At 37.8% G+C, this 17,821-nt stretch carries 21 protein-coding genes and 1 tRNA gene; 7 read left to right on the top strand and 15 right to left on the bottom strand.

Going from position 1 to position 17,821, the window contains the following annotated elements; translation table 11 throughout:
• Window positions 1-118: 118 nt before the first annotated feature.
• Window positions 119-191, top strand: a tRNA-Phe gene (locus QCQ61_RS02240).
• A gap of 314 nt (window positions 192-505) precedes the next feature.
• Here QCQ61_RS02240 and QCQ61_RS02235 read toward each other — a convergent pair.
• The 13 genes from QCQ61_RS02235 to QCQ61_RS02175 all read right to left on the bottom strand — a co-directional run bounded on the left by QCQ61_RS02235 (window position 506) and on the right by QCQ61_RS02175 (window position 10,720).
• The gene (locus tag QCQ61_RS02235; protein WP_279449093.1) at window positions 506-1,408 is read right to left on the bottom strand and encodes a GYDIA family GHMP kinase; all 903 of its coding nucleotides are present in this window, start codon (window positions 1,406-1,408) and stop codon (window positions 506-508) included.
• Between the two features lie 11 nt (window positions 1,409-1,419).
• Window positions 1,420-1,710: a type II toxin-antitoxin system RelE/ParE family toxin gene (locus tag QCQ61_RS02230; RefSeq protein ID WP_279449092.1), complete on the bottom strand. Its 291-nt coding sequence runs from the start codon at window positions 1,708-1,710 to the stop codon at window positions 1,420-1,422.
• Window positions 1,707-1,946, bottom strand: a complete 240-nt coding sequence (locus tag QCQ61_RS02225) for a hypothetical protein (RefSeq protein WP_279449091.1) — start codon at window positions 1,944-1,946, stop codon at window positions 1,707-1,709. Before QCQ61_RS02225 ends, QCQ61_RS02230 begins: the two co-directional genes overlap by 4 nt.
• 51 nt (window positions 1,947-1,997) lie before the next feature.
• On the bottom strand, window positions 1,998-3,311 hold the full coding sequence (locus QCQ61_RS02220; RefSeq protein ID WP_279449090.1) for a hydroxymethylglutaryl-CoA reductase, degradative: 1,314 nt from the start codon (window positions 3,309-3,311) through the stop codon (window positions 1,998-2,000).
• 141 nt (window positions 3,312-3,452) lie between these two features.
• A complete protein-coding gene (locus QCQ61_RS02215) occupies window positions 3,453-3,584 on the bottom strand; it encodes a 30S ribosomal protein THX (RefSeq protein ID WP_279449089.1) in 132 nt (43 codons plus the stop codon).
• Window positions 3,585-3,624: 40 nt separating this feature from the next.
• Window positions 3,625-3,753, bottom strand: a complete 129-nt coding sequence (locus QCQ61_RS02210) for a hypothetical protein (protein WP_279449088.1) — start codon at window positions 3,751-3,753, stop codon at window positions 3,625-3,627.
• A gap of 81 nt (window positions 3,754-3,834) precedes the next feature.
• Window positions 3,835-4,602, bottom strand: a complete 768-nt coding sequence (gene trpA, locus QCQ61_RS02205) for a tryptophan synthase subunit alpha (protein ID WP_279449087.1) — start codon at window positions 4,600-4,602, stop codon at window positions 3,835-3,837.
• A 116-nt stretch (window positions 4,603-4,718) separates the two neighbouring features.
• Window positions 4,719-5,900: a tryptophan synthase subunit beta gene (trpB, locus tag QCQ61_RS02200; protein ID WP_279449086.1), complete on the bottom strand. Its 1,182-nt coding sequence runs from the start codon at window positions 5,898-5,900 to the stop codon at window positions 4,719-4,721.
• A gap of 59 nt (window positions 5,901-5,959) precedes the next feature.
• The gene (locus QCQ61_RS02195) at window positions 5,960-6,574 is read right to left on the bottom strand and encodes a phosphoribosylanthranilate isomerase (RefSeq protein WP_279449085.1); all 615 of its coding nucleotides are present in this window, start codon (window positions 6,572-6,574) and stop codon (window positions 5,960-5,962) included.
• A gap of 23 nt (window positions 6,575-6,597) precedes the next feature.
• Entirely contained in the window at window positions 6,598-7,380 is a 783-nt protein-coding gene (trpC, locus tag QCQ61_RS02190) for an indole-3-glycerol phosphate synthase TrpC (RefSeq protein ID WP_279449084.1), read from the bottom strand.
• Window positions 7,381-7,517: 137 nt separating this feature from the next.
• Window positions 7,518-8,513: an anthranilate phosphoribosyltransferase gene (gene trpD, locus QCQ61_RS02185; RefSeq protein ID WP_279449083.1), complete on the bottom strand. Its 996-nt coding sequence runs from the start codon at window positions 8,511-8,513 to the stop codon at window positions 7,518-7,520.
• A gap of 73 nt (window positions 8,514-8,586) precedes the next feature.
• Window positions 8,587-9,153 (bottom strand): anthranilate synthase component II, encoded by a 567-nt coding sequence (locus tag QCQ61_RS02180; RefSeq protein WP_279450219.1) that lies wholly within the window; start codon window positions 9,151-9,153, stop codon window positions 8,587-8,589.
• Between the two features lie 103 nt (window positions 9,154-9,256).
• Window positions 9,257-10,720, bottom strand: coding sequence for an anthranilate synthase component I family protein (locus tag QCQ61_RS02175; RefSeq protein WP_279449082.1), 1,464 nt, complete (start codon window positions 10,718-10,720; stop codon window positions 9,257-9,259).
• A 280-nt stretch (window positions 10,721-11,000) separates the two neighbouring features.
• On the opposite strand from QCQ61_RS02175, the gene QCQ61_RS02170 reads away from it, so the two are divergent.
• From QCQ61_RS02170 to ctlX, 4 genes are all read left to right on the top strand, one after another.
• On the top strand, window positions 11,001-11,312 hold the full coding sequence (locus QCQ61_RS02170) for a rhodanese-like domain-containing protein (RefSeq protein ID WP_279449081.1): 312 nt from the start codon (window positions 11,001-11,003) through the stop codon (window positions 11,310-11,312).
• Between the two features lie 13 nt (window positions 11,313-11,325).
• Entirely contained in the window at window positions 11,326-11,724 is a 399-nt protein-coding gene (locus QCQ61_RS02165; protein WP_279449080.1) for a rhodanese-like domain-containing protein, read from the top strand.
• 121 nt (window positions 11,725-11,845) lie between these two features.
• Window positions 11,846-12,223 carry a hypothetical protein gene (locus QCQ61_RS02160; protein ID WP_279449079.1) on the top strand — a complete coding sequence of 126 codons (378 nt, stop codon included), beginning with the start codon at window positions 11,846-11,848 and terminating at the stop codon, window positions 12,221-12,223.
• Window positions 12,224-12,431: 208 nt separating this feature from the next.
• A complete protein-coding gene (gene ctlX, locus QCQ61_RS02155; protein ID WP_431605809.1) occupies window positions 12,432-13,334 on the top strand; it encodes a citrulline utilization hydrolase CtlX in 903 nt (300 codons plus the stop codon).
• Here the strand turns inward: ctlX and QCQ61_RS02150 are convergent.
• A complete protein-coding gene (locus QCQ61_RS02150) occupies window positions 13,331-14,773 on the bottom strand; it encodes an SDR family oxidoreductase (protein ID WP_279449078.1) in 1,443 nt (480 codons plus the stop codon). The genes ctlX and QCQ61_RS02150 overlap by 4 nt on opposite strands.
• A gap of 126 nt (window positions 14,774-14,899) precedes the next feature.
• On the opposite strand from QCQ61_RS02150, the gene QCQ61_RS02145 reads away from it, so the two are divergent.
• On the top strand, window positions 14,900-15,106 hold the full coding sequence (locus QCQ61_RS02145) for a hypothetical protein (RefSeq protein ID WP_279449077.1): 207 nt from the start codon (window positions 14,900-14,902) through the stop codon (window positions 15,104-15,106).
• Here QCQ61_RS02145 and QCQ61_RS02140 read toward each other — a convergent pair.
• On the bottom strand, window positions 15,103-15,735 hold the full coding sequence (locus QCQ61_RS02140; RefSeq protein ID WP_279449076.1) for a MarC family NAAT transporter: 633 nt from the start codon (window positions 15,733-15,735) through the stop codon (window positions 15,103-15,105). The genes QCQ61_RS02145 and QCQ61_RS02140 overlap by 4 nt on opposite strands.
• A 249-nt stretch (window positions 15,736-15,984) precedes the next feature.
• Here QCQ61_RS02140 and argS point away from each other — a divergent pair, with 249 nt between their 5' ends.
• Window positions 15,985-17,772, top strand: a complete 1,788-nt coding sequence (gene argS, locus QCQ61_RS02135; protein WP_279449075.1) for an arginine--tRNA ligase — start codon at window positions 15,985-15,987, stop codon at window positions 17,770-17,772.
• Window positions 17,773-17,821 lie beyond the last annotated feature (49 nt).

The raw sequence follows: 17,821 nt of genomic DNA, 5'->3' as shown, positions 1-17,821 counted from the left end.
ACTCACATTGTGAAGAAATTGTTAAGGCTCTATTAAATTGAAAGTGTAATTCTTATTTATTTTTTTAAATAATGTTTTGCAAAAACGAAAATAGCTTTATATTTGCCGTCTCAATAATGGTGCCTTAGCTCAGTTGGTAGAGCAACGGACTGAAAATCCGTGTGTCCCTAGTTCGATTCTTGGAGGCACCACATAATCCCCAGACGGTTTGTTTGGGGATTTTTTGTTTTAAGATGTGTTTCTAGTTCCCCCGAGGCTTCGGGGTTGGAGGCACCACATAATCCCCAGACGGTCTGTTTGGGGATTTTTTGTTTTTACGTTGTGTTTCTAGTTCCCCCGAGGCTTCGGGGTTGGAGGCACCACATAATCCCCAGACGGTTTGTTTGGGGATTTTTTGATTTTAAGATTTGTTTCTAGTTCCCTCGAGACTTCGGGGTTGGTGGCACCATTTAAAAACCCAAACTTTTATTTCGAGTTTTTTTAAATCGCGTTTGTACTCAGTTGTTTAGAGAATCATTTCTTCAAAAGGAAGAATAACATCAAACCCCTTTTTTCTAAAATAACCCATATCCTTTTCTCTTCCAGTTACCAAAACAAAATCGCCGCCCCAAGCGCCCAAGCTCTTTATCGTGTGCGGATAATCATTAAAAAGGTGCTCTTTAATTGTGGGCAGTTTTATAATTTCTGAAATAATTCCCTCGTGGGCATTCATTAAATCTTCAAAGTCTGAAAGGGAAGGGCAGGTTAATAACGTATTGCTTATTTCCGAAATTTGCTGAATTGTATTTCGGTCAACTCTAGTATTTCTATAGTGTGAAATGCCTTCTTTACTGTCTTGTTTTTGATTTAAATGCACAAAAAACAGTGCATCTTTAAAATCCCAAGAAAGTTGAATTGTTTTAAATTTAGGATTTTCATTCTCCAATTCATATAAAATAGGGGCGTCACTTTGTGCGGCGGCAATGTCGTAACCACTTCCGCCGAAGCTGTTTTTTAAAAGTTTAAAAGGGTTCACATTTGCCCATTGTGCAATGTTATTTATAAGGGTTGAAGAAGTGCCCAAACCCCAATTTCGGGGAAAATCCAATTTGGTTTTGACTGTAATTCCTTCAGATTTTAAAAGAAAATCAGGATTTAGATTTCGTGCTTCACGAAGTATTTTTGCCAAGGTACTTGCGGTTTCACTTTCTGCATCTTGGGTTTCAAAATTTTTTACATCGAAAAAACCTTCAAACCAAACAGCTCCTTTTTCAGTAAAACTTTGCCAATGGACTCCTTTTCTTTCTGAAACTTCAACTTCTAAAGATTGCCCGTATTTTGTAGGTATGGCCAAAGCCGTTGCGCCATCGAGAACCACATATTCGCCCGTGAGCAATAATTTTCCGTTGCTTTGGAATGTTTTTTTCAAAAGTTTAATTTCTATGGTTTTTTATTTGGATTTTGACGTGTGTCAAAAAAAGAAAACAAATAGATGGTATCTGTCTCAGTATCTACGAAGTAAAATAATGTAGTATATTTATGTATTACCGCTTTTCTGATAGATTTCTTTTCAGACACACTAAATAAATAAGGTTCCAAAGCTATTCTCTCCAGCATTTTATGGGATTCATCATAAAATTTTTGGGCGTTGCGTTCTGAAAATTCGGTAGAAATGTACAGTAGGATTTCGTAAAAGGTTTCTTCTGCATTTTCGGTCCAAATTAAATTCATTTCAAAAAAGGAAATTTGTTTTTTATACGTTGATTAACCTCTTGCGAAGTAAAGATTTTTCCTTCCTTATAATCTTGTCTGCCTTTTTCGATGGACGCTTTTGCTGTGTCGGGGAGTTCATCATACCAATCTCCATCAATACTTTCTTTTAGTTTACACATTTTTTCGATAGTTGCTTCATCTTTAAGGTGTAACAGCCACTCAATCAAATCCAATTTTTTTGCCTTAACATCCATGCTTATAAAATTACAACATTTTTTCAAATTAAATTCAAACAAACAAAGGCATCAACTTCTCAGCTTTTCCAAAAAATCTACCACCGCACTATGCGAAACAGGATTAGCAATAAAAAATTCCATGGCTACTTTCTTTTCCGCCTTTGTGGCGTGCAGTTGATTTAAAATATTCATCAAATGCATTTTCATATGTCCTTTTTGAATTCCCGTGGTAACCAACGAACGTATCGCGGCGAAGTTTTGGGCGAGTCCTGCCACTGCAATAATTTTCATCAATTCCTTTGCATCGGGTTTTTGAAGGATTTCAAAAGCAAGTTTTGTTAAAGGATGAAGCGATGTTAAACCCCCAACGGTGCCCACTGCTAGCGGTAATTCTATCCAAAAAGTGAAAATGCCATCTTCTATTTTTGCGTGAGTTAAACTTCCGTAATAGCTATTTCGGGCGGCATACGCGTGCACACCGGCCTCCACGGCCCGAAAATCGTTTCCAGTAGCTAAAACTACTGCGTCCACGCCGTTCATTATTCCTTTATTGTGCGTAACGGCCCGTCGGGTTTCGGTTTTTGCGATTTCAATGGCGCGAACAAATTTTTCGGCAAACTGTTTTCCGTCGTGATGTTTTAGAGTAAGTTCGTCAACTCTGCAGCTCACTTGGGCTCGAACCAAACATTCGGGAACATAGTTAGAGAGAATACTCATAACTACTTCTGGATACATTTTTTCTTTTTGAAATTTTTCAAAACTTTTGGCTTCTTCTTCAAAAACAGTGGCCATTTGTTCCAAGCAGCTATTTATAAAATTGGCGCCCATGGCGTCAAGTGTTTCAAATGTAGCGTGTATGTGAAAATACCCTTCTAAAATGTGCGATTTATCTACCAGTGAAAGCTCTAAAAGCCCTCCGCCACGGGCCTTCATATTCTTTTCGATAGATTGAATGCTATTGCGAAGTTTTGGTTTTACTACTTCAAAAAATGCTTCAATATCCTTTTCGTTTCCAAAGAAGTTAAAGTGAATTTGCCCATTTTTTTCTGTTGAAATTACTTCTGCCTCAAATCCGCCGCGTTCCAACCAAAATTTGGCAGCATTACTGGCGGCAGCCACTACCGAACTTTCTTCGGTAACCATGGGTAAAGCGTATAATTTTTGATTGATTAAAAAATTGGGCGCAATGCCAAAAGGTAAATAGTAATTGGAGAGTGTATTTTCAATAAAATCGTCGTGAAGTTGCTGCAGTTGTGCATCTTCGTTCCAATATTTTTTTAAAATATCAATGGCCGAAGGATTGTCTTGCAGATAATTACTTGCGAGCCAATCAATTTTTTCGGCTTTGGTTTTCTTTGAAAATCCAGAAACGGGTTGCTTCATTTAAATAGGTATAATTAAGTTGCAAAGATAGTATTTCGATGTGTCTTCGCTGGAATCAATTAAAAAAGAAAAGATTTTTAAGAACTAAACTCTGTTCTCAAAAATCTTTTCAATTCAACTTAAAACGAAAATCAATTTATTTTAAGTTTCTTTTTTTTGCGCATCCTCTGTAGGCATTGGTCTAACATTGAATTTTTTGCGTTTTGGACGCAATTTTCCATGCGAGCCTATATTAATCTTTCCGCGTTTTGTTTTTTTATCGCCTTTTCCCATTATAAAGTTTTTAATGCACTTCCTTTAGAAAGGAAATCCGTTATTTTTTATTTTGTTGCTTTTTAATGGTTTTCTCGTCAATATCAAATTTATTGGTCTTTTGATTCGTGTTACCTGTAGGGTTAGTAGGATTTTTTTGTTCTGTCTTTCTTTCAAATTTCTTTTCCATAATCTTGTCTTTTAATTTAAATAGATTACCAAACTACAGATTATATATCATAAAATGTGCTAAATGCTTGCTAAAAATTGGTTAAACCTCTCTAATTGAACCTACAAAGTTAGAGATGCCTTCCAATCCTTTTTCGGACAGCATTTTTATAAAGGCACTGCCAATAATTGCTCCTCTTGAATATTTTGTAGCCTGCTGAAACGTTTCTGAATTGTTTATTCCGAATCCTACAATCTGTGGATTTTTAAGTTGTAGTAATTCAATTCTTTTAAAATAATTTTCCTGCGCAGCTCCAAAACCGGAAGAATTGCCCGTAACGCTGGCGCTGCTCACCATATAAATAAAACCTTCGGAAGCGGCATCTATTTGTTTAATACGCGCTTCGGAAGTTTGGGGTGTGATTAAAAATATGTTCAAAAGCCCATGTTTTTTGAAGATTTCGGCATAGTGTTCTTGATATTCTGCCAAAGGTAAATCGGGCAGAATTAAGCCGTCAATACCGATTTCGGCACATTTTTTACAGAAATTTTCAACGCCAAATTGAAGCAGGGGATTAAAATACCCCATAATAATTAATGGAATTGTAACTGTTTTGCGAATGTCCTTCAGTTGCTGAAAAAGCACTTGGGTGGTCATTCCATTTTTTAATGCAAGCTGCGAACTCACTTGAATGGTGGGTCCGTCGGCCAAAGGGTCGCTGAAAGGTAATCCGATTTCAATAAAATCTACGCTGGATTTTTCCAATTCTTGTATTATTTCAACCGTGTCATCCAATTTTGGATAACCTGCGGTGAAGTAAATAGAAAGTAGTTTTTTGTTCTCTGAAAGTTTTTGTTGAATTCTGTTCATATTATTATTTTTTGTCTGTTCGAGTCCTTCGACCTGCTGAGTATAAATTAAAGTCGAGAACTAAATGTCCATTTGCACAAAAGTGGGTCTCAATTGCGCTCCACCGGACAACGGTTTTATAAATCAAAATGCTTAATGTAAGTATCCAAATCCTTATCGCCACGGCCGCTTAAATTCACGACAACCACTTCGTCTTTTTTAAATTTTCGGGTTTCAAAAATTGCCAATGCATGACTACTTTCAATGGCGGGAATAATGCCTTCCAATTTGCAAAGTTCCATTCCGGCCTCCATCGCTTTGTTATCTGTTATGGAAATAAACTCGCCGCGGCCGCTAGCAAAAAGATGGGCGTGCATGGGGCCTACACCGGGATAGTCCAAACCAGCCGAGATAGAGTATGGCTCTGTAATTTGTCCGTCCGGTGTTTGCATTAAAAGCGTTTTGCTCCCGTGGATAATCCCCACTTTTCCCAAAGCTGAAGTTGCCGCGCTTTCGCCACTATCAATTCCTTTTCCGGCTGCTTCTACAGCGATGATTCCTACTTCAGGTTTGTTTAAATAATGATAAAATGCTCCTGCGGCATTACTGCCACCACCCACACAAGCCACTACAAAATCTGGGTTTTCACGGCTTTCTTTTTCGTTGAGTTGAGTTTTTATTTCCTCTGAAATCACACTTTGAAAACGGGCTACCATATCAGGATATGGGTGCGGGCCAACAACACTACCTATAATATAATGTGTATTAACCGGATTGTTGATCCAATCTCGAATTGCTTCATTGGTGGCGTCTTTCAAAGTTTTGCTTCCACTTGTGGCTGGTACAACTTTTGCGCCCAGCATTTTCATACGGGCCACGTTTGGCGCTTGACGTTTTATATCGATTTCACCCATAAAAACAATACATTCCAAGCCCATTAAAGCACAAACTGTTGCGGTCGCAACGCCGTGCTGCCCGGCGCCGGTTTCGGCAATAATCCGGGTTTTGCCCAATCGTTTTGCCATCAAAATCTGGCCAATAGTGTTGTTTACTTTGTGCGCTCCCGTGTGGCAGAGATCTTCGCGTTTTAAATAGATTTTTGTGTTGTATTTTTCTGAAAGCCGCTTTGCAAAATACAACGGTGTAGGGCGCCCCACGTAGTCTTTCAGCAATTGGTGGAATTCTTTTTGAAAGGATTCCTCACCCATTACCTTTAAATACTTTTGTCGTAATTCCTCCACATTTGGATACAGCATTTCGGGAATATACGCTCCACCAAACTCCCCGTAATAGCCTTTTTCGTTTACATTATAATTCATATTTTCAGTATTCAATATTCAGTATTCATCGCTTTTTTTAGTCGTAGTTCGTGGTTTCCTCAGTCGTGGTTTAAAACGTCCATGAACTTCTTTAAAGTTGAAACGTCCTTCATTCCTGGCTCGATTTCAAATTTGCTATTTACGTCAATCGCATAAATTGGCAGGTTTGTTTTTAATAGTTTTTTTAAATTTTCAATTTCTTCCAAACCTATGCCGCCACTTAAAATGAAGGGTGTTTTATATTTGTAATTTTTCAAAATCTCCCAATTAAAAGTTTTTCCATTGCCACCGTGATTATGACCTTTTGTATCGAATAAAAAAGCATCTACTTTTTTTACAAAATCACGTGTATCGGAAAAATCGAAAGAATCGTCAACGGGAAAGACTTTCCAAACTTCATATCCATCCCAAAACTTTAACCGCAAATACATATTTAGGGTTAGCACAAATTCCTTTGTTTCATTGCCATGAAGTTGAATAACATCCAAATTGTATTTTTCAAAAGTTGTGAGAATTTCATCTATTGTAGCATCCACGAAAACGCCAACCTTTTTAACGCCTTCGGGAAGCTGTGGAATTTCTTCACCATCAAAATACCGCGGACTCTTTTCATAAAAAATAAAACCCAAATAATCTGGCTGAAGTTTGGCAACTTCGGCGATGTTGTGTTTCATTCCACAAATTTTTAGCAATGGCTTCATCTCAGTTTTTCAATAAATTGTTTTGCGGTTTCTCCGGGATTTTCCGTCTTCATAAAATTTTCACCAATTAAAAACCCTTCGTAACCAAAGGTTCTCAATTCTTTTATAGTTTCCACATCGCTAATTCCGCTTTCGGAAATTTTCACAAAATCATTCGGAATTTCTTTGGAAAGCTTTTTGCTGATATCTATACTTACCTTAAAATTTTTTAAATTTCTATTGTTAACGCCAATCATATCTACATTTGGCAACATTGATTTTTGAAGTTCCTCCAGATTATGGACTTCTAATAATACATCGAGTTTTAAACTTTTTGCCAAATGCGAAAACTGTTTTAATTCTTCTGCCGAAAGACACGCCGCAATTAATAAAATGGCATCTGCGCCGTATGCTTTCGATTCGTAAATTTGATAGGGGTCAATGATGAATTCTTTCCGTAGTATTGGGATGGAAATCGTTTTTTCGGCTACCAAAAGATCATCTAATGAGCCACCAAAAAAGTTAGAATCGGTTAAAACTGAAACTCCTTTAGCCCCAGCATTTTCATAACCTAAAACTACTTCGGGCAACAGTACCTTGTCGTTAATGACAGATTTACTGGGCGAGCGGCGTTTGTGCTCTGCAATAATTCCGGTTGTAGAATTGCGTAACGCCTCTGCTAATGATTTTGTTTCTTTGGCGAAAAGTGGAAATTTCTCCAATAATCTTGTAGGAATAGCTTCTTTTTTTGCGGAAACTTCCTTGCGTTTATAAGCAGTTATGGTATTTAAAATGTTCATTTTTCGTTAATCGTTAATCGTTAATCGTTAATCGTTAATCGTTAATCGTTAATCGTTAATTCGTGATTCGTCGCTCGTCACTCGTAACTCGTCGCTCGTAACTCGTCGCTCGTCGCTCGTAACTCGTCACTCCCAATTCATCTTTCCGATAGTTGTTGTAATTTTTTAAATGATTGCAATGCTTTTCTAGCTTGTAAAGATTCCGTCGCTTTTTCAAAACCTTCTTTAACAGTGCAATCTTCAACTACTGAAATGGCCATTCCAGCATTTGCGCAAACCACGTTATTTTGTGCTTCGGAGCCTTTTCCGTTTAAAATATCCAAAAATATTTCGGCGGAAGCTTTTACCGTTTCACCACCGAATATTTCAGATTCGCGAATTTTTTTCACGCCAAATTCCTCGGCATTCAACATGTTTTCTGAATTTTTCGAAATAACCTTTACGGGGCCCGTAAGTGAAATTTCATCATAACCGTCCGTTGCGTTCAGCACTGCGAATTTTTTTTCACTTTTTTGATAGAGATACCCGTACATCCGCGCCAATTCCAAATTGAAAACCCCCACCAATTGATTGTTTGGAAATGCAGGATTTACCATTGGTCCGAGCATATTGAAAAAGGTTTTTACACCCAATTCCCTTCTAATTGGCGCTACATTTTTCATTGCAGGGTGAAAGAGGGGAGCGTGCAAAACACAAATTCCGGCCTCGTCCAAACTTCGTTTTAAAAAGTCTCTATTATTACTGAATCTTATTCCCAATGCTTCCATCACATTGCTACTGCCGCTTACGGAAGAAACTCCGTAATTGCCATGCTTGGCGACTTTTATTCCAGCGCCCGCCGTAACAAACGATGCCAAAGTTGAAATATTAAAAGTATTCTTTCCATCGCCGCCCGTGCCGCACAAATCTATAGTGTTGTATTCGCTAAAATCTACCGCCAAACACAGGTCTAATAACGCATCGCGGAATCCTTCCAATTCTTCCAAACTCACGTTTCGCATCATATATACTGTCAAAAATGCGGCAATTTGACTTTGGTTGTATTTTCCTTCGGAAATGTTTACCAACACAGTACGCGCTTCTTCTTTTGAAAGTTGCTCGTGGTTTATTAATCTGTCTAGAATTTGTTTCATTTTTTTCCTCGCAAAGGCGCAAAGGCACCAAGTTTTTACTGAATACTACTACTGAACACTGAACACTACTTTTTCAGCTTTCTACCCAATTTTTAACGATCATTTTTCCCATTGGTGTCAATACACTTTCGGGATGAAATTGCACGCCGCATACGTTGTAAAATTTATGTCTGAGCGACATTATCTGTCCGTTTTCATCTACGGAGGTAATTTCCAAAACCTCCGGAAAATCTTCTTTGGAAACCACCCAACTGTGGTAACGACCTATTTCAAAATCTTTTTCAATTCCCTTAAAAAGCGGTTCGTTTTCTGAAATTATTGTTGCTTTTGTTGCAACACCGTGAAAAACTTGGCTCAAGTTTTCCAATTTCCCGCCGAACACTTCCCCGATTGCTTGTTGCCCCAAACACACGCCGAAAATTGGTTTTGAGGTTGCGTATTTTTGAATCACTTCCTTCAGTAAACCTGCTTCATCCGGAATACCCGGACCGGGGGAAAGCAAAATTTTATCGTAATTTTCAACTTCTTCCAAAGTGAATTTATCGTTTCGTTTTACAGTAACCTCGCAATCCAATTCTTCTAAATAATGGACGAGATTGTAAACAAAACTGTCATAATTGTCTATTACTAATATTTTCATCCCCATCCCCAGCCCTTCCCCAAAGGGAAAGGGAGCTTGTTTTGGTTTTTTATTTAACATTTTACTTTTCATTTATATTGGGTTTAAATTTCCCCTTCGGGGGTTAGGGGGCTATTTTCTCTGCTAATTCAAGGGCTTTCGTTAAAGCACCGAGTTTATTATAAACTTCCTGTAATTCATTTTCTTCATTGCTTTCTGAAACTACACCAGCGCCCGCTTGATAATGCAATGTATGGTTTTTGCTCACAAAGGAACGGATGATTATTGCGTGGTTAAAATTACCGCTAAAGTCCATAAAACCGATAGCGCCGCCGTAAAATTCGCGACTTCTGTTTTCGTATTTTTCCAGCAATTGCAGGGCTTTGTGTTTGGGGGCGCCGCTTAAAGTTCCTGCTGGAAAAGTGTCTGCAACAATCTGCATAGTTGAAGTTTCAGGATTTTTTGTTGCCGTAACTTTGCTGACCAAATGAATAACGTGCGAAAAAAATTGAACCTCTCTGTAGGTTTCTACGTTAACATCGCTACCGTGCCGGCTTAAATCGTTTCGCGCCAGATCTACGAGCATTACGTGTTCGCTGTTTTCCTTTTTGTCCTCAGAAAGTTTTTTGGCGAGCTCGGCATCCTGCTCATCGTTCCCAGTGCGTTTGAAGGTGCCTGCGATTGGATGAATTTCTGCTGTATTTCCTTTTACGACCAATTGTGCTTCGGGCGAACTTCCAAAGATTTTAAAATTTCCGTAGTCGAAATAAAAAAGATAGGGGGAAGGGTTTACACTTCGCAAAGCTCTGTAAACATTGAATTCATCACCTGTAAATTGCTGCGAAAAACGTTTGCTGGGCACAATTTGAAATACATCGCCGCGTTGGCAATGCTCCTTACATTTTCGCACTAAATCTTTAAAATCTTCATCGTTTAGATTTGTACTTCGCGGACCATTTCTTTTAAAAGGAAACTCGGCAAAATTCTTCGACTTTAAAATCTGTTCAATCTGCGCAATGTTATTTTCGGAATTGTAACAATGTGCAAAAATGTAGGCTTCGTTATTAAAATGGTTTATCGCAATGATGTTTTGGTAAACGGCGTAATACAGATCTGGCATTCCGAGATTTTCTTCTTTTTTTGAAAGCGAAATATCCTCAAAATAGCGTACGGCATCAAAGGCCATAAAGCCGAAAAGACCAGCTCCCCCTCGATCCCCTCGAAGAGGGGAAGGCTCAACATATTTTATTGAAAAAGAGGAGGCAAATTCGTCTAAAATTTTTGGAACAGTATCCCCTCGGTCCCCCTTGTCTCCCTCTGCCCGTTGGGCATCTCCCCCCATGGGGGAGACAGCTATGCAGGTTGATTTTCCATCCGGAAATTTTTGTGTTATGGTTTCATTTTCAACTTTAATTGATGCGATTGGATTGAAACAGATATAGCTAAAACTATTGTCGTTGGCGTGGTAATCGCTACTTTCCAAAAGTAGGCTGTTCGGGAATTTATCGCGTAACCGTAAATACACCGAAACCGGCGTGAGGGTGTCTGCCAATAGTTTTTTTGAATGTGTTTTTAAGTTATATTTCATTTTTAGAATACTATATTTTGAGAATTGTCGGCTGTTGCGGGCATGAAAAAAGGCTTGTCGTGATTGACAAGCCTTTTCGTATATTTTTATACCATAGGTGTTCCGCTCACGAGATTTGCCGTAAGTTTTTCCACCACCAAATATTTTGTGTAAATGTGTTCATTGTTTCGGGTTCAAATATAAAAAGGTTTTTCTTGAAATTTCACAATATGATAATAATTTTTTGAAATTAAGTTTCGCTTCATATTTGATTCCTTATTTTTGCTAAAAAATTTAAAATATGGCAGATTTAACTCAAGAACAATGGTGCGAGCAGTGCGAAAATGACGAAAACGCAGTAATTTTGGATGTGCGTACCGATGCCGAATTTGAGGAAGGTTACATTCCGGGGGCATTGCAATTGGATATTCATAATAGTGCTGAATTTATAAAAAAGATTAAAGAATTAGACCCCAACAAAAGCTACTACGTTTACTGCCGTTCGGGTGGTAGAAGCGGACAAGCTTGTATGTTGCTGAATTCTGTTGGCGTAAAAAATGCCTATAATCTCAAGGGCGGAATTATGGAGTGGAATGGTGAAATAAATAATTAAATCTGAGTATATTATGAAAAAGATAATTTTTGTTTTTGGATTAGCGATGCTTCTTTTTACCACAGCTTGCAAAGACAACAATACGCAAAATGGTATTGAAGTAATATCGCCTCAAGAAGTATATGATGCAGTTAGCAATAGCAAAAATTTGCAATTGATAGATGTGCGTACCAAGGAGGAATATGGCGAAGATCACTTAGAAACAGCGCAAAATATTTGTGTTACTGACGATGATTTTAAGGAAAAAGTAGCCAAGTTAGACAAAGACGAACCTGTTTATCTATACTGCCGAAGCGGAAAAAGAAGTGCCCGGGCAGCCCAGATTATGAAAGAAATGGGTTTTAAGGAAATCTACGATATGGAAGGTGGATTTTTAAATTGGGACAGCCAAGGACTTCAAGAAGCGAATTAAAAACCAATTCTTAATTTATTTAACGATGCCCTGCTTTGTGAGTTAAACTCACGCTAAAGTGCAACTTCAAAGAACAATCAAACGCCAAAATTAAGTATCTTCAAGATAACTAATTTTGGAAATGGATACTAACTCACAATTTGTACAAAAGGAAATGCGGCGGCTCGTGGCAATAAGTTGTATGGACGAGCTTTGCCCAAACTCTGAATTTCAGGAATTGCACAAAGAGTTGTTATTGTTTTCGTTTGGTGCGGTAAGGGTGACAGTTGATTATGGCAAAAAATTAATTTCCATTTGGAATTCCAAACCGTTAACTACAAGTCCTGTTCGGTTATTTAATATGAAAGATGCCGTGGCAGACACACTCTCTTATACCAGTTTAGAGGAAACCCTCGCAGGATGCCTTAAAAGTGGGCAGCTTCAAGACAAGTATTATAAAACACTTCTTTTAAAATACAGCAATTTCTTAAATAACGACGATCATTTTTTAAGTGCCTAAATTAAATTTCTCTCTCTATAAATAGATCAGAAACGGAGGTATCGTGCAAGAAATCTGTACTAATCTTTTCTATTTCGGTTTAAAATAATTCAATTGTAAAAATCAAAATTAATATTCCTGTTTAAAGCATTTTTTCAGAAAGAAATTCCTGTAAATTTGCAGCCTAAAATTTCATGAATTGGCAAGACAAATAACAGATACAATCGTAATGATACGCCCGGTAGCTTTTCGTATGAATGAGCAAACGGCGGTGAATAATTTTTTTCAAGAAGACATAGCGCTCAAAAATGCTGAAATAAATACCAAAGCTCAGAAGGAATTTGATGCTTTTGTTGAAAAACTGCGAGCGGTAGGTGTGCAAGTTATTGTTGAAAATGACGATTTACGTATGGATACGCCAGATTCAATTTTTCCGAATAATTGGATTAGTTTTCACGAAAATGGCGATATAGGTTTGTATCCAATGTTTGCCGAAAACCGTAGGCGAGAAAGACGCGAAGAAATTTTAATCCGATTGGAAGATGAAGGTTTTAAAATCAACACTATCTACGATTATACATCTGCCGAAGATGAAGGCCTGTTTCTGGAAGGCACGGGAAGTTTATTGCTGGACCGCGTAAACCATAAAGCTTATTGCGCACTTTCCGCACGCGCCGATGAGGAGCTGCTTATTGAGTTTTGTGAAGATTTTGAATATTTCCCTGTAATATTTACCGCGAACCAAACTGTTGATGGAAATCGTGTGCCAATTTATCACACGAATGTAATGATGTGTTTGGCAGAAAAATTCTGCGTTATTTGTTTGGACAGTATTGACGATGCTGTTGAAAAGAAAAATGTAGTAAAGCATTTAAAAAAGGACGGAAAAGAGATTATTCCAATTACCGAAGCTCAAATGCACCATTTTGCAGGCAATATGCTTCAAGTTCAGGGAAAGGACAAAAAGTATTTGGTAATGAGTTCTGCTGCTCACAATAGTTTAACCAAACAGCAAATAACTACTATTGAAAAACACTGCCAAATACTAAGCAGCGACCTTACAACCATTGAAACCTGCGGCGGCGGAAGCGCCCGTTGTATGATGGCCGAAGTGTTTTTGCCAAAAGCTTAATCTGGTTTAGAAACGTAATTTCCTTTTGCGATATTTTTTATCATTCCCCCAAAAATAAAATAGTGGAAGGGCAGCATTAAATACCAATATAGGCGGCCCCACAAACCTTTGGGTCTAAAAGTGGCGGTTTGTATTAGGTTGTTTTCTTCGTTAATGCAGAATTCTAACCAGGCTTCTCCCGGGAGCTTCATTTCGGCAAAAAGGAGCAAACGTTTGTTTTCTCTATCGGCATACAATACGCGCCAAAAATCTAAAACATCACCAGTGTAAATTTTATCGGGATGCGTTCTGCCACGCCGTAAACCCACTCCCCCAAAAAGTTTGTCGATAAAACCACGTATTCTCCAAAGCGAATTAGCATAATACCATCCTTGGGTTCCCCCAATTGCCCAAATATTATTTAAAGCGTTTTCCGGATCAGTTACTTTAATAATTTGTTCATCTTTTAAACAGCCGTATTTTGGCACTTGAATGTATTCCTTTAAATTCGAAATCCTCCCGGCGGTCAACGAATCTTTCCAACTAGAGATAACCAAATTTTGTTCAATTTTTATAAATGCATTTTTAATTGCTTCTTCGTATGAAATTGGTTGAATATTCAATATTTTTTGAAGTTTATTGTCTCGGGTAACAACTTCCATCTTCATACTATCTACAAGGTTTACAGCAAGTTTATATGAAGTAGAGGTAACAAAATAAAGCCAATACGATGATAGTCGTGGCGACATAACGGGTACGGGAATAATCCAAAGTTTTAATCCGCGAATTTTAGAATATTTTTCTAACATTTCCCGGTATGTTAAAACATCGGGTCCGCCAACATCAAACGATTCATTATAGCATTTTTCGTTATTTAAAACCCCATACAGGAAGGCAATCACATCGCGAATTGCAATGGGCTGGATTTTTGTTTTTAACCACTTGGGCGCAATCATTATTGGTAATTTTTCGCATAAATCTCTTATTATTTCAAAAGAAGAACTGCCGCTACCTACTACAATTCCCGCTCGAAGCACCGTAAGATTATAGTTGCCCTTGTATAAAATTTCTTCAACCTTTTTTCGGGAAGAAAGATGTTTTGATAATTCTTCCTGATTTACAATTCCGCTTAAATAAATTACCTGTTTAACCGACGTTACCGCCATGTATTTGTTGAAATTTTCGGCCGAACGGGCTTCCATTTCGTCAAAATTTGTGGTGGAGCCGCTCATAGAATGTATTAAATAATAAGCCGCATCTATGTCTGTTGGGAAGGAATCGGTTTGTACCTCTTCGGCAAAATCTACTTCAACCACGCTTATTCGCTCGGTGGTTTTAGGGTCTAAGGGCAATCTATTTTTATCGCGAACTGCACATACCACTTCGTGTCCGTTTTCAAGTAGTTCGGGTAACAATCGCATGCCAATATAGCCATTGGCGCCAGTGAGTAAAATTTTCAATACTTTATAATTTGTTTAAAGATAAAGTAATATAATTAAACATCAGTTAAAAACCCGTTAACAAATAGCCTGCTATATTTTTCAAAGCGGTATCTTTAAAACTTCAACCAGTAAAATTTTAATTCGATGAAAATCTTAAAAGTTGTCTTGCTAATAGTAGGAATTGTTTTAATTGTATTTGGACTTTACAATGCATTCGTGCCGCAGCAAGTACTGGATATTGGTCCTTTGGAAGTCAATGCCAAAGAGGGATTAACAAATCAAACTTTAGGGATGATCGGCATTGGGGTTTTGGCTTTGGTGGCGGGCGCATTGCTTAAAAATCGGAATTAAATATGTATCGTTTTTAAGATAGAAATAACGGCGGCGCTAATATATTCTATACCTATTGCTATTACAATAAACCCAACAATTCTGGAAATTGCATTAATACCGGAAGCACCTAAAAACTTACTGATATAATGAGAGCTTCGCAAAATTAGAAAAGTGGCTAAACCAACCGCTAATACGGCTAAAATTACAAATACAATTTCGTTGGTTGCTTGGTATTTCTGATTAAAAGTAATTAATAGTGAAATTGATCCAGGGCCTGCGAGCATTGGAATTGCTAGCGGTGTTAATGAAAATTTTTCTCGTTTGTCTAAATCTTTTCGCACCCGCTTGTTTTTCATTCCCTTGTGTTTTGAAAAAGTTCCCGTGAGCAGCGCAAAGCCCGAAGTAACTATTATCATTCCACCTGCAATACGCAATGCATTTAAACTTATTCCGAAGAAATCCAGCAAATAAGTTCCTGCAAAAAAGGAAATTATTAAAATAACAGCAACATTAACGGTGGTTAAAAGTGAAGTTTTGTTTCGTTCCTCAGGATTTTCATCACTCGTTAATCCTACAAAAACAGGCACCGTCCCCAAAGGGTTTATTACTGAAAAAAGTGCCGCAAATACGTATAAAAATATATCCATAGTTTTTTAAACAAAGGAAGCGCGGTTTTTCAATTTTGAGATTACCATTATGTTATCAAAAGTTTAAATGCAGTTGTTGAAAATGTGATGATTTTACGATGTTTTCAAAATAATTAGCTGCGATTTGCACTATATTTTTTTCGTATAAAGTTCACCCATTCCTAAATCCTTCAAATTTAAAAACGTGTATCTTTGCCAAAATTTCTGAAACCTGGACAACCCAATTCGCCATATTAAAAAACTATAGTAATGACACTTCAACAAACGTTAGACAATCAAATTAAAACAGCGGTAGAAAAACTGTACGGCGCTAAACTTGAATCGGTAGAATTGCAACCTACGCGCAAAGATTTTGAGGGCGATATTACTGCTGTTGTGTTCCCTATGTTGCGGGTGGTAAAAGGAAATCCAGTGCAAATTGGTGAAGCCATTGGAAACTATTTGGTTGAAAACGTTACAGAAATTGAAAAATTTAATGTGGTTCAAGGTTTTTTAAACATTGTTTTAAGCGATGCGTATTACTTAAACTTTTTCAGTTCCGTTGCGGATTTTTCTTCCTTCGGAAAAGTGCCGCAGGGAAAAGAAGCTTTAATGGTTGAGTACTCTTCGCCAAACACTAATAAACCACTTCATTTAGGGCACGTTCGAAATGTGTTGCTGGGTTATTCAGTTTCTGAAATTGAAAAGGCTGCGGGTAAAAAAGTGTATAAAACCCAAATTATAAACGACCGGGGCATACATATTTGTAAAAGTATGCTCGCTTGGAAAAAGTTTGGAAATGGCGAAACCCCTGCCGATGCCGATTTAAAAGGCGATAAGCTCGTTGGTAATTATTACGTAAAATTCGATCAGGAATATAAAAAGCAAATCGAAACTTTAAAAGCTGAAGGTAAAACCGAAGAAGAAGCAAAAGCGCAAGCGCCACTTATTCTTGAAGCCCAAGAAATGCTTCGCAAATGGGAAGCCGGCGATGAACAAACCGTAGCGCTTTGGAACAAAATGAACGGCTGGGTTTATAGCGGTTTTGAGGAAACTTATAAGTCTATCGGTGTAAATTTTGACTTTTATTATTACGAAAGCGACACCTACCTTTTAGGAAAGGATATTATTGAAGAAGGCATAAAAAACGATGTTTTCTTTATGAAAGACGATGGCTCGGTTTGGTGCGATTTAACCGAAGAAGGCCTAGACGAAAAGCTGGTTTTGCGCAGTGATGGCACTGCAGTTTATATGACGCAGGATCTTGGTACCGCCGTGCAGCGCGTAAAAGATCATCCCGATGTTGGCGGTATGATTTACACCGTTGGAAACGAACAGGATTACCACTTTAAGGTCTTGTTTTTAATCCTGAAAAAACTTGGTTATTCTTGGGCTGAAAACCTATTTCACTTAAGTTACGGAATGGTGGATCTTCCTTCGGGCAAAATGAAAAGCCGCGAAGGAACCGTGGTAGATGCCGATGATTTAATTGCTCAAATGACCAATACGGCAAGAACCATTTCGGAAGAACTTGGAAAGATTGATGATTTTTCGGAAGAAGAAAAAGAAGCACTTTACCGAATGATTGGCTTAGGAGCTTTAAAATATTATATATTAAAAGTTGATCCAAAAAAACGGATTCTTTTTAACCCAGAAGAAAGCGTAGATTTTCAAGGAAACACAGGTCCTTTTATTCAATATACTTATGCACGGATTCAGTCAATTCTCCGAAAAGCTGATGATGTCAGGTTGAGCGCAGTCGAAACCTCTTTCGGTGAAGGAATCAAAATGCATCCAAAGGAAAAAGAACTTTTAAAGATTATTCAACAATACCCTGAAACTATTCAGTTGGCAGCAGCTAATTACAGTCCAGCTTTGATTGCAAATTATACGTATGATTTGGTTAAAGAATTCAACAGCTTTTACCAAAACGTACCAATCTTGGCAACGGATAATAAAACAGAAAAGGCTTTCCGAGTACAGCTTTCGGCAGCGGTTGCTGAGGTTATAAAAAGTGCTTTCGCACTGTTAGGAATCGAGGTTCCGGAGCGAATGTAGATTTTTTCTTTACGACTTGGCGCCTTTGCGAGAGAAATTTTGCACGCAA

This window comes from Aequorivita marisscotiae (assembly GCF_029814825.1).
Classification (GTDB): Bacteria; Bacteroidota; Bacteroidia; order Flavobacteriales; family Flavobacteriaceae; genus Aequorivita; species Aequorivita marisscotiae.
The sequence above is the reverse complement of the archived record's forward strand: the minus strand, read 5'-3'. Positions and strand labels throughout refer to the sequence as shown.

Excerpts from the sequence above, each read along its gene's own strand:
- trpD (WP_279449083.1), bottom strand. The coding sequence starts at position 8,513 with ATGAAACAAATTCTAGACAGATTAATAAACCACGAGCAACTTTCAAAA.
- QCQ61_RS02220 (WP_279449090.1), bottom strand. The coding sequence starts at position 3,311 with ATGAAGCAACCCGTTTCTGGATTTTCAAAGAAAACCAAAGCCGAAAAA.
- QCQ61_RS02175 (WP_279449082.1), bottom strand. The coding sequence starts at position 10,720 with ATGAAATATAACTTAAAAACACATTCAAAAAAACTATTGGCAGACACC.
- QCQ61_RS02195 (WP_279449085.1), bottom strand. The coding sequence starts at position 6,574 with ATGAAACACAACATCGCCGAAGTTGCCAAACTTCAGCCAGATTATTTG.
- trpA (WP_279449087.1), bottom strand. The coding sequence starts at position 4,602 with ATGAACAGAATTCAACAAAAACTTTCAGAGAACAAAAAACTACTTTCT.
- QCQ61_RS02160 (WP_279449079.1), top strand. The coding sequence starts at position 11,846 with ATGGATACTAACTCACAATTTGTACAAAAGGAAATGCGGCGGCTCGTG.
- QCQ61_RS02210 (WP_279449088.1), bottom strand. The coding sequence starts at position 3,753 with ATGGAAAAGAAATTTGAAAGAAAGACAGAACAAAAAAATCCTACTAAC.
- argS (WP_279449075.1), top strand. The coding sequence starts at position 15,985 with ATGACACTTCAACAAACGTTAGACAATCAAATTAAAACAGCGGTAGAA.
- QCQ61_RS02145 (WP_279449077.1), top strand. The coding sequence starts at position 14,900 with ATGAAAATCTTAAAAGTTGTCTTGCTAATAGTAGGAATTGTTTTAATT.
- trpC (WP_279449084.1), bottom strand. The coding sequence starts at position 7,380 with ATGAACATTTTAAATACCATAACTGCTTATAAACGCAAGGAAGTTTCC.
- QCQ61_RS02165 (WP_279449080.1), top strand. The coding sequence starts at position 11,326 with ATGAAAAAGATAATTTTTGTTTTTGGATTAGCGATGCTTCTTTTTACC.
- QCQ61_RS02170 (WP_279449081.1), top strand. The coding sequence starts at position 11,001 with ATGGCAGATTTAACTCAAGAACAATGGTGCGAGCAGTGCGAAAATGAC.
- QCQ61_RS02140 (WP_279449076.1), bottom strand. The coding sequence starts at position 15,735 with ATGGATATATTTTTATACGTATTTGCGGCACTTTTTTCAGTAATAAAC.
- trpB (WP_279449086.1), bottom strand. The coding sequence starts at position 5,900 with ATGAATTATAATGTAAACGAAAAAGGCTATTACGGGGAGTTTGGTGGA.
- QCQ61_RS02215 (WP_279449089.1), bottom strand. The coding sequence starts at position 3,584 with ATGGGAAAAGGCGATAAAAAAACAAAACGCGGAAAGATTAATATAGGC.
- QCQ61_RS02230 (WP_279449092.1), bottom strand. The coding sequence starts at position 1,710 with ATGAATTTAATTTGGACCGAAAATGCAGAAGAAACCTTTTACGAAATC.
- ctlX (WP_431605809.1), top strand. The coding sequence starts at position 12,432 with ATGATACGCCCGGTAGCTTTTCGTATGAATGAGCAAACGGCGGTGAAT.
- QCQ61_RS02225 (WP_279449091.1), bottom strand. The coding sequence starts at position 1,946 with ATGGATGTTAAGGCAAAAAAATTGGATTTGATTGAGTGGCTGTTACAC.
- QCQ61_RS02180 (WP_279450219.1), bottom strand. The coding sequence starts at position 9,153 with ATGAAAATATTAGTAATAGACAATTATGACAGTTTTGTTTACAATCTC.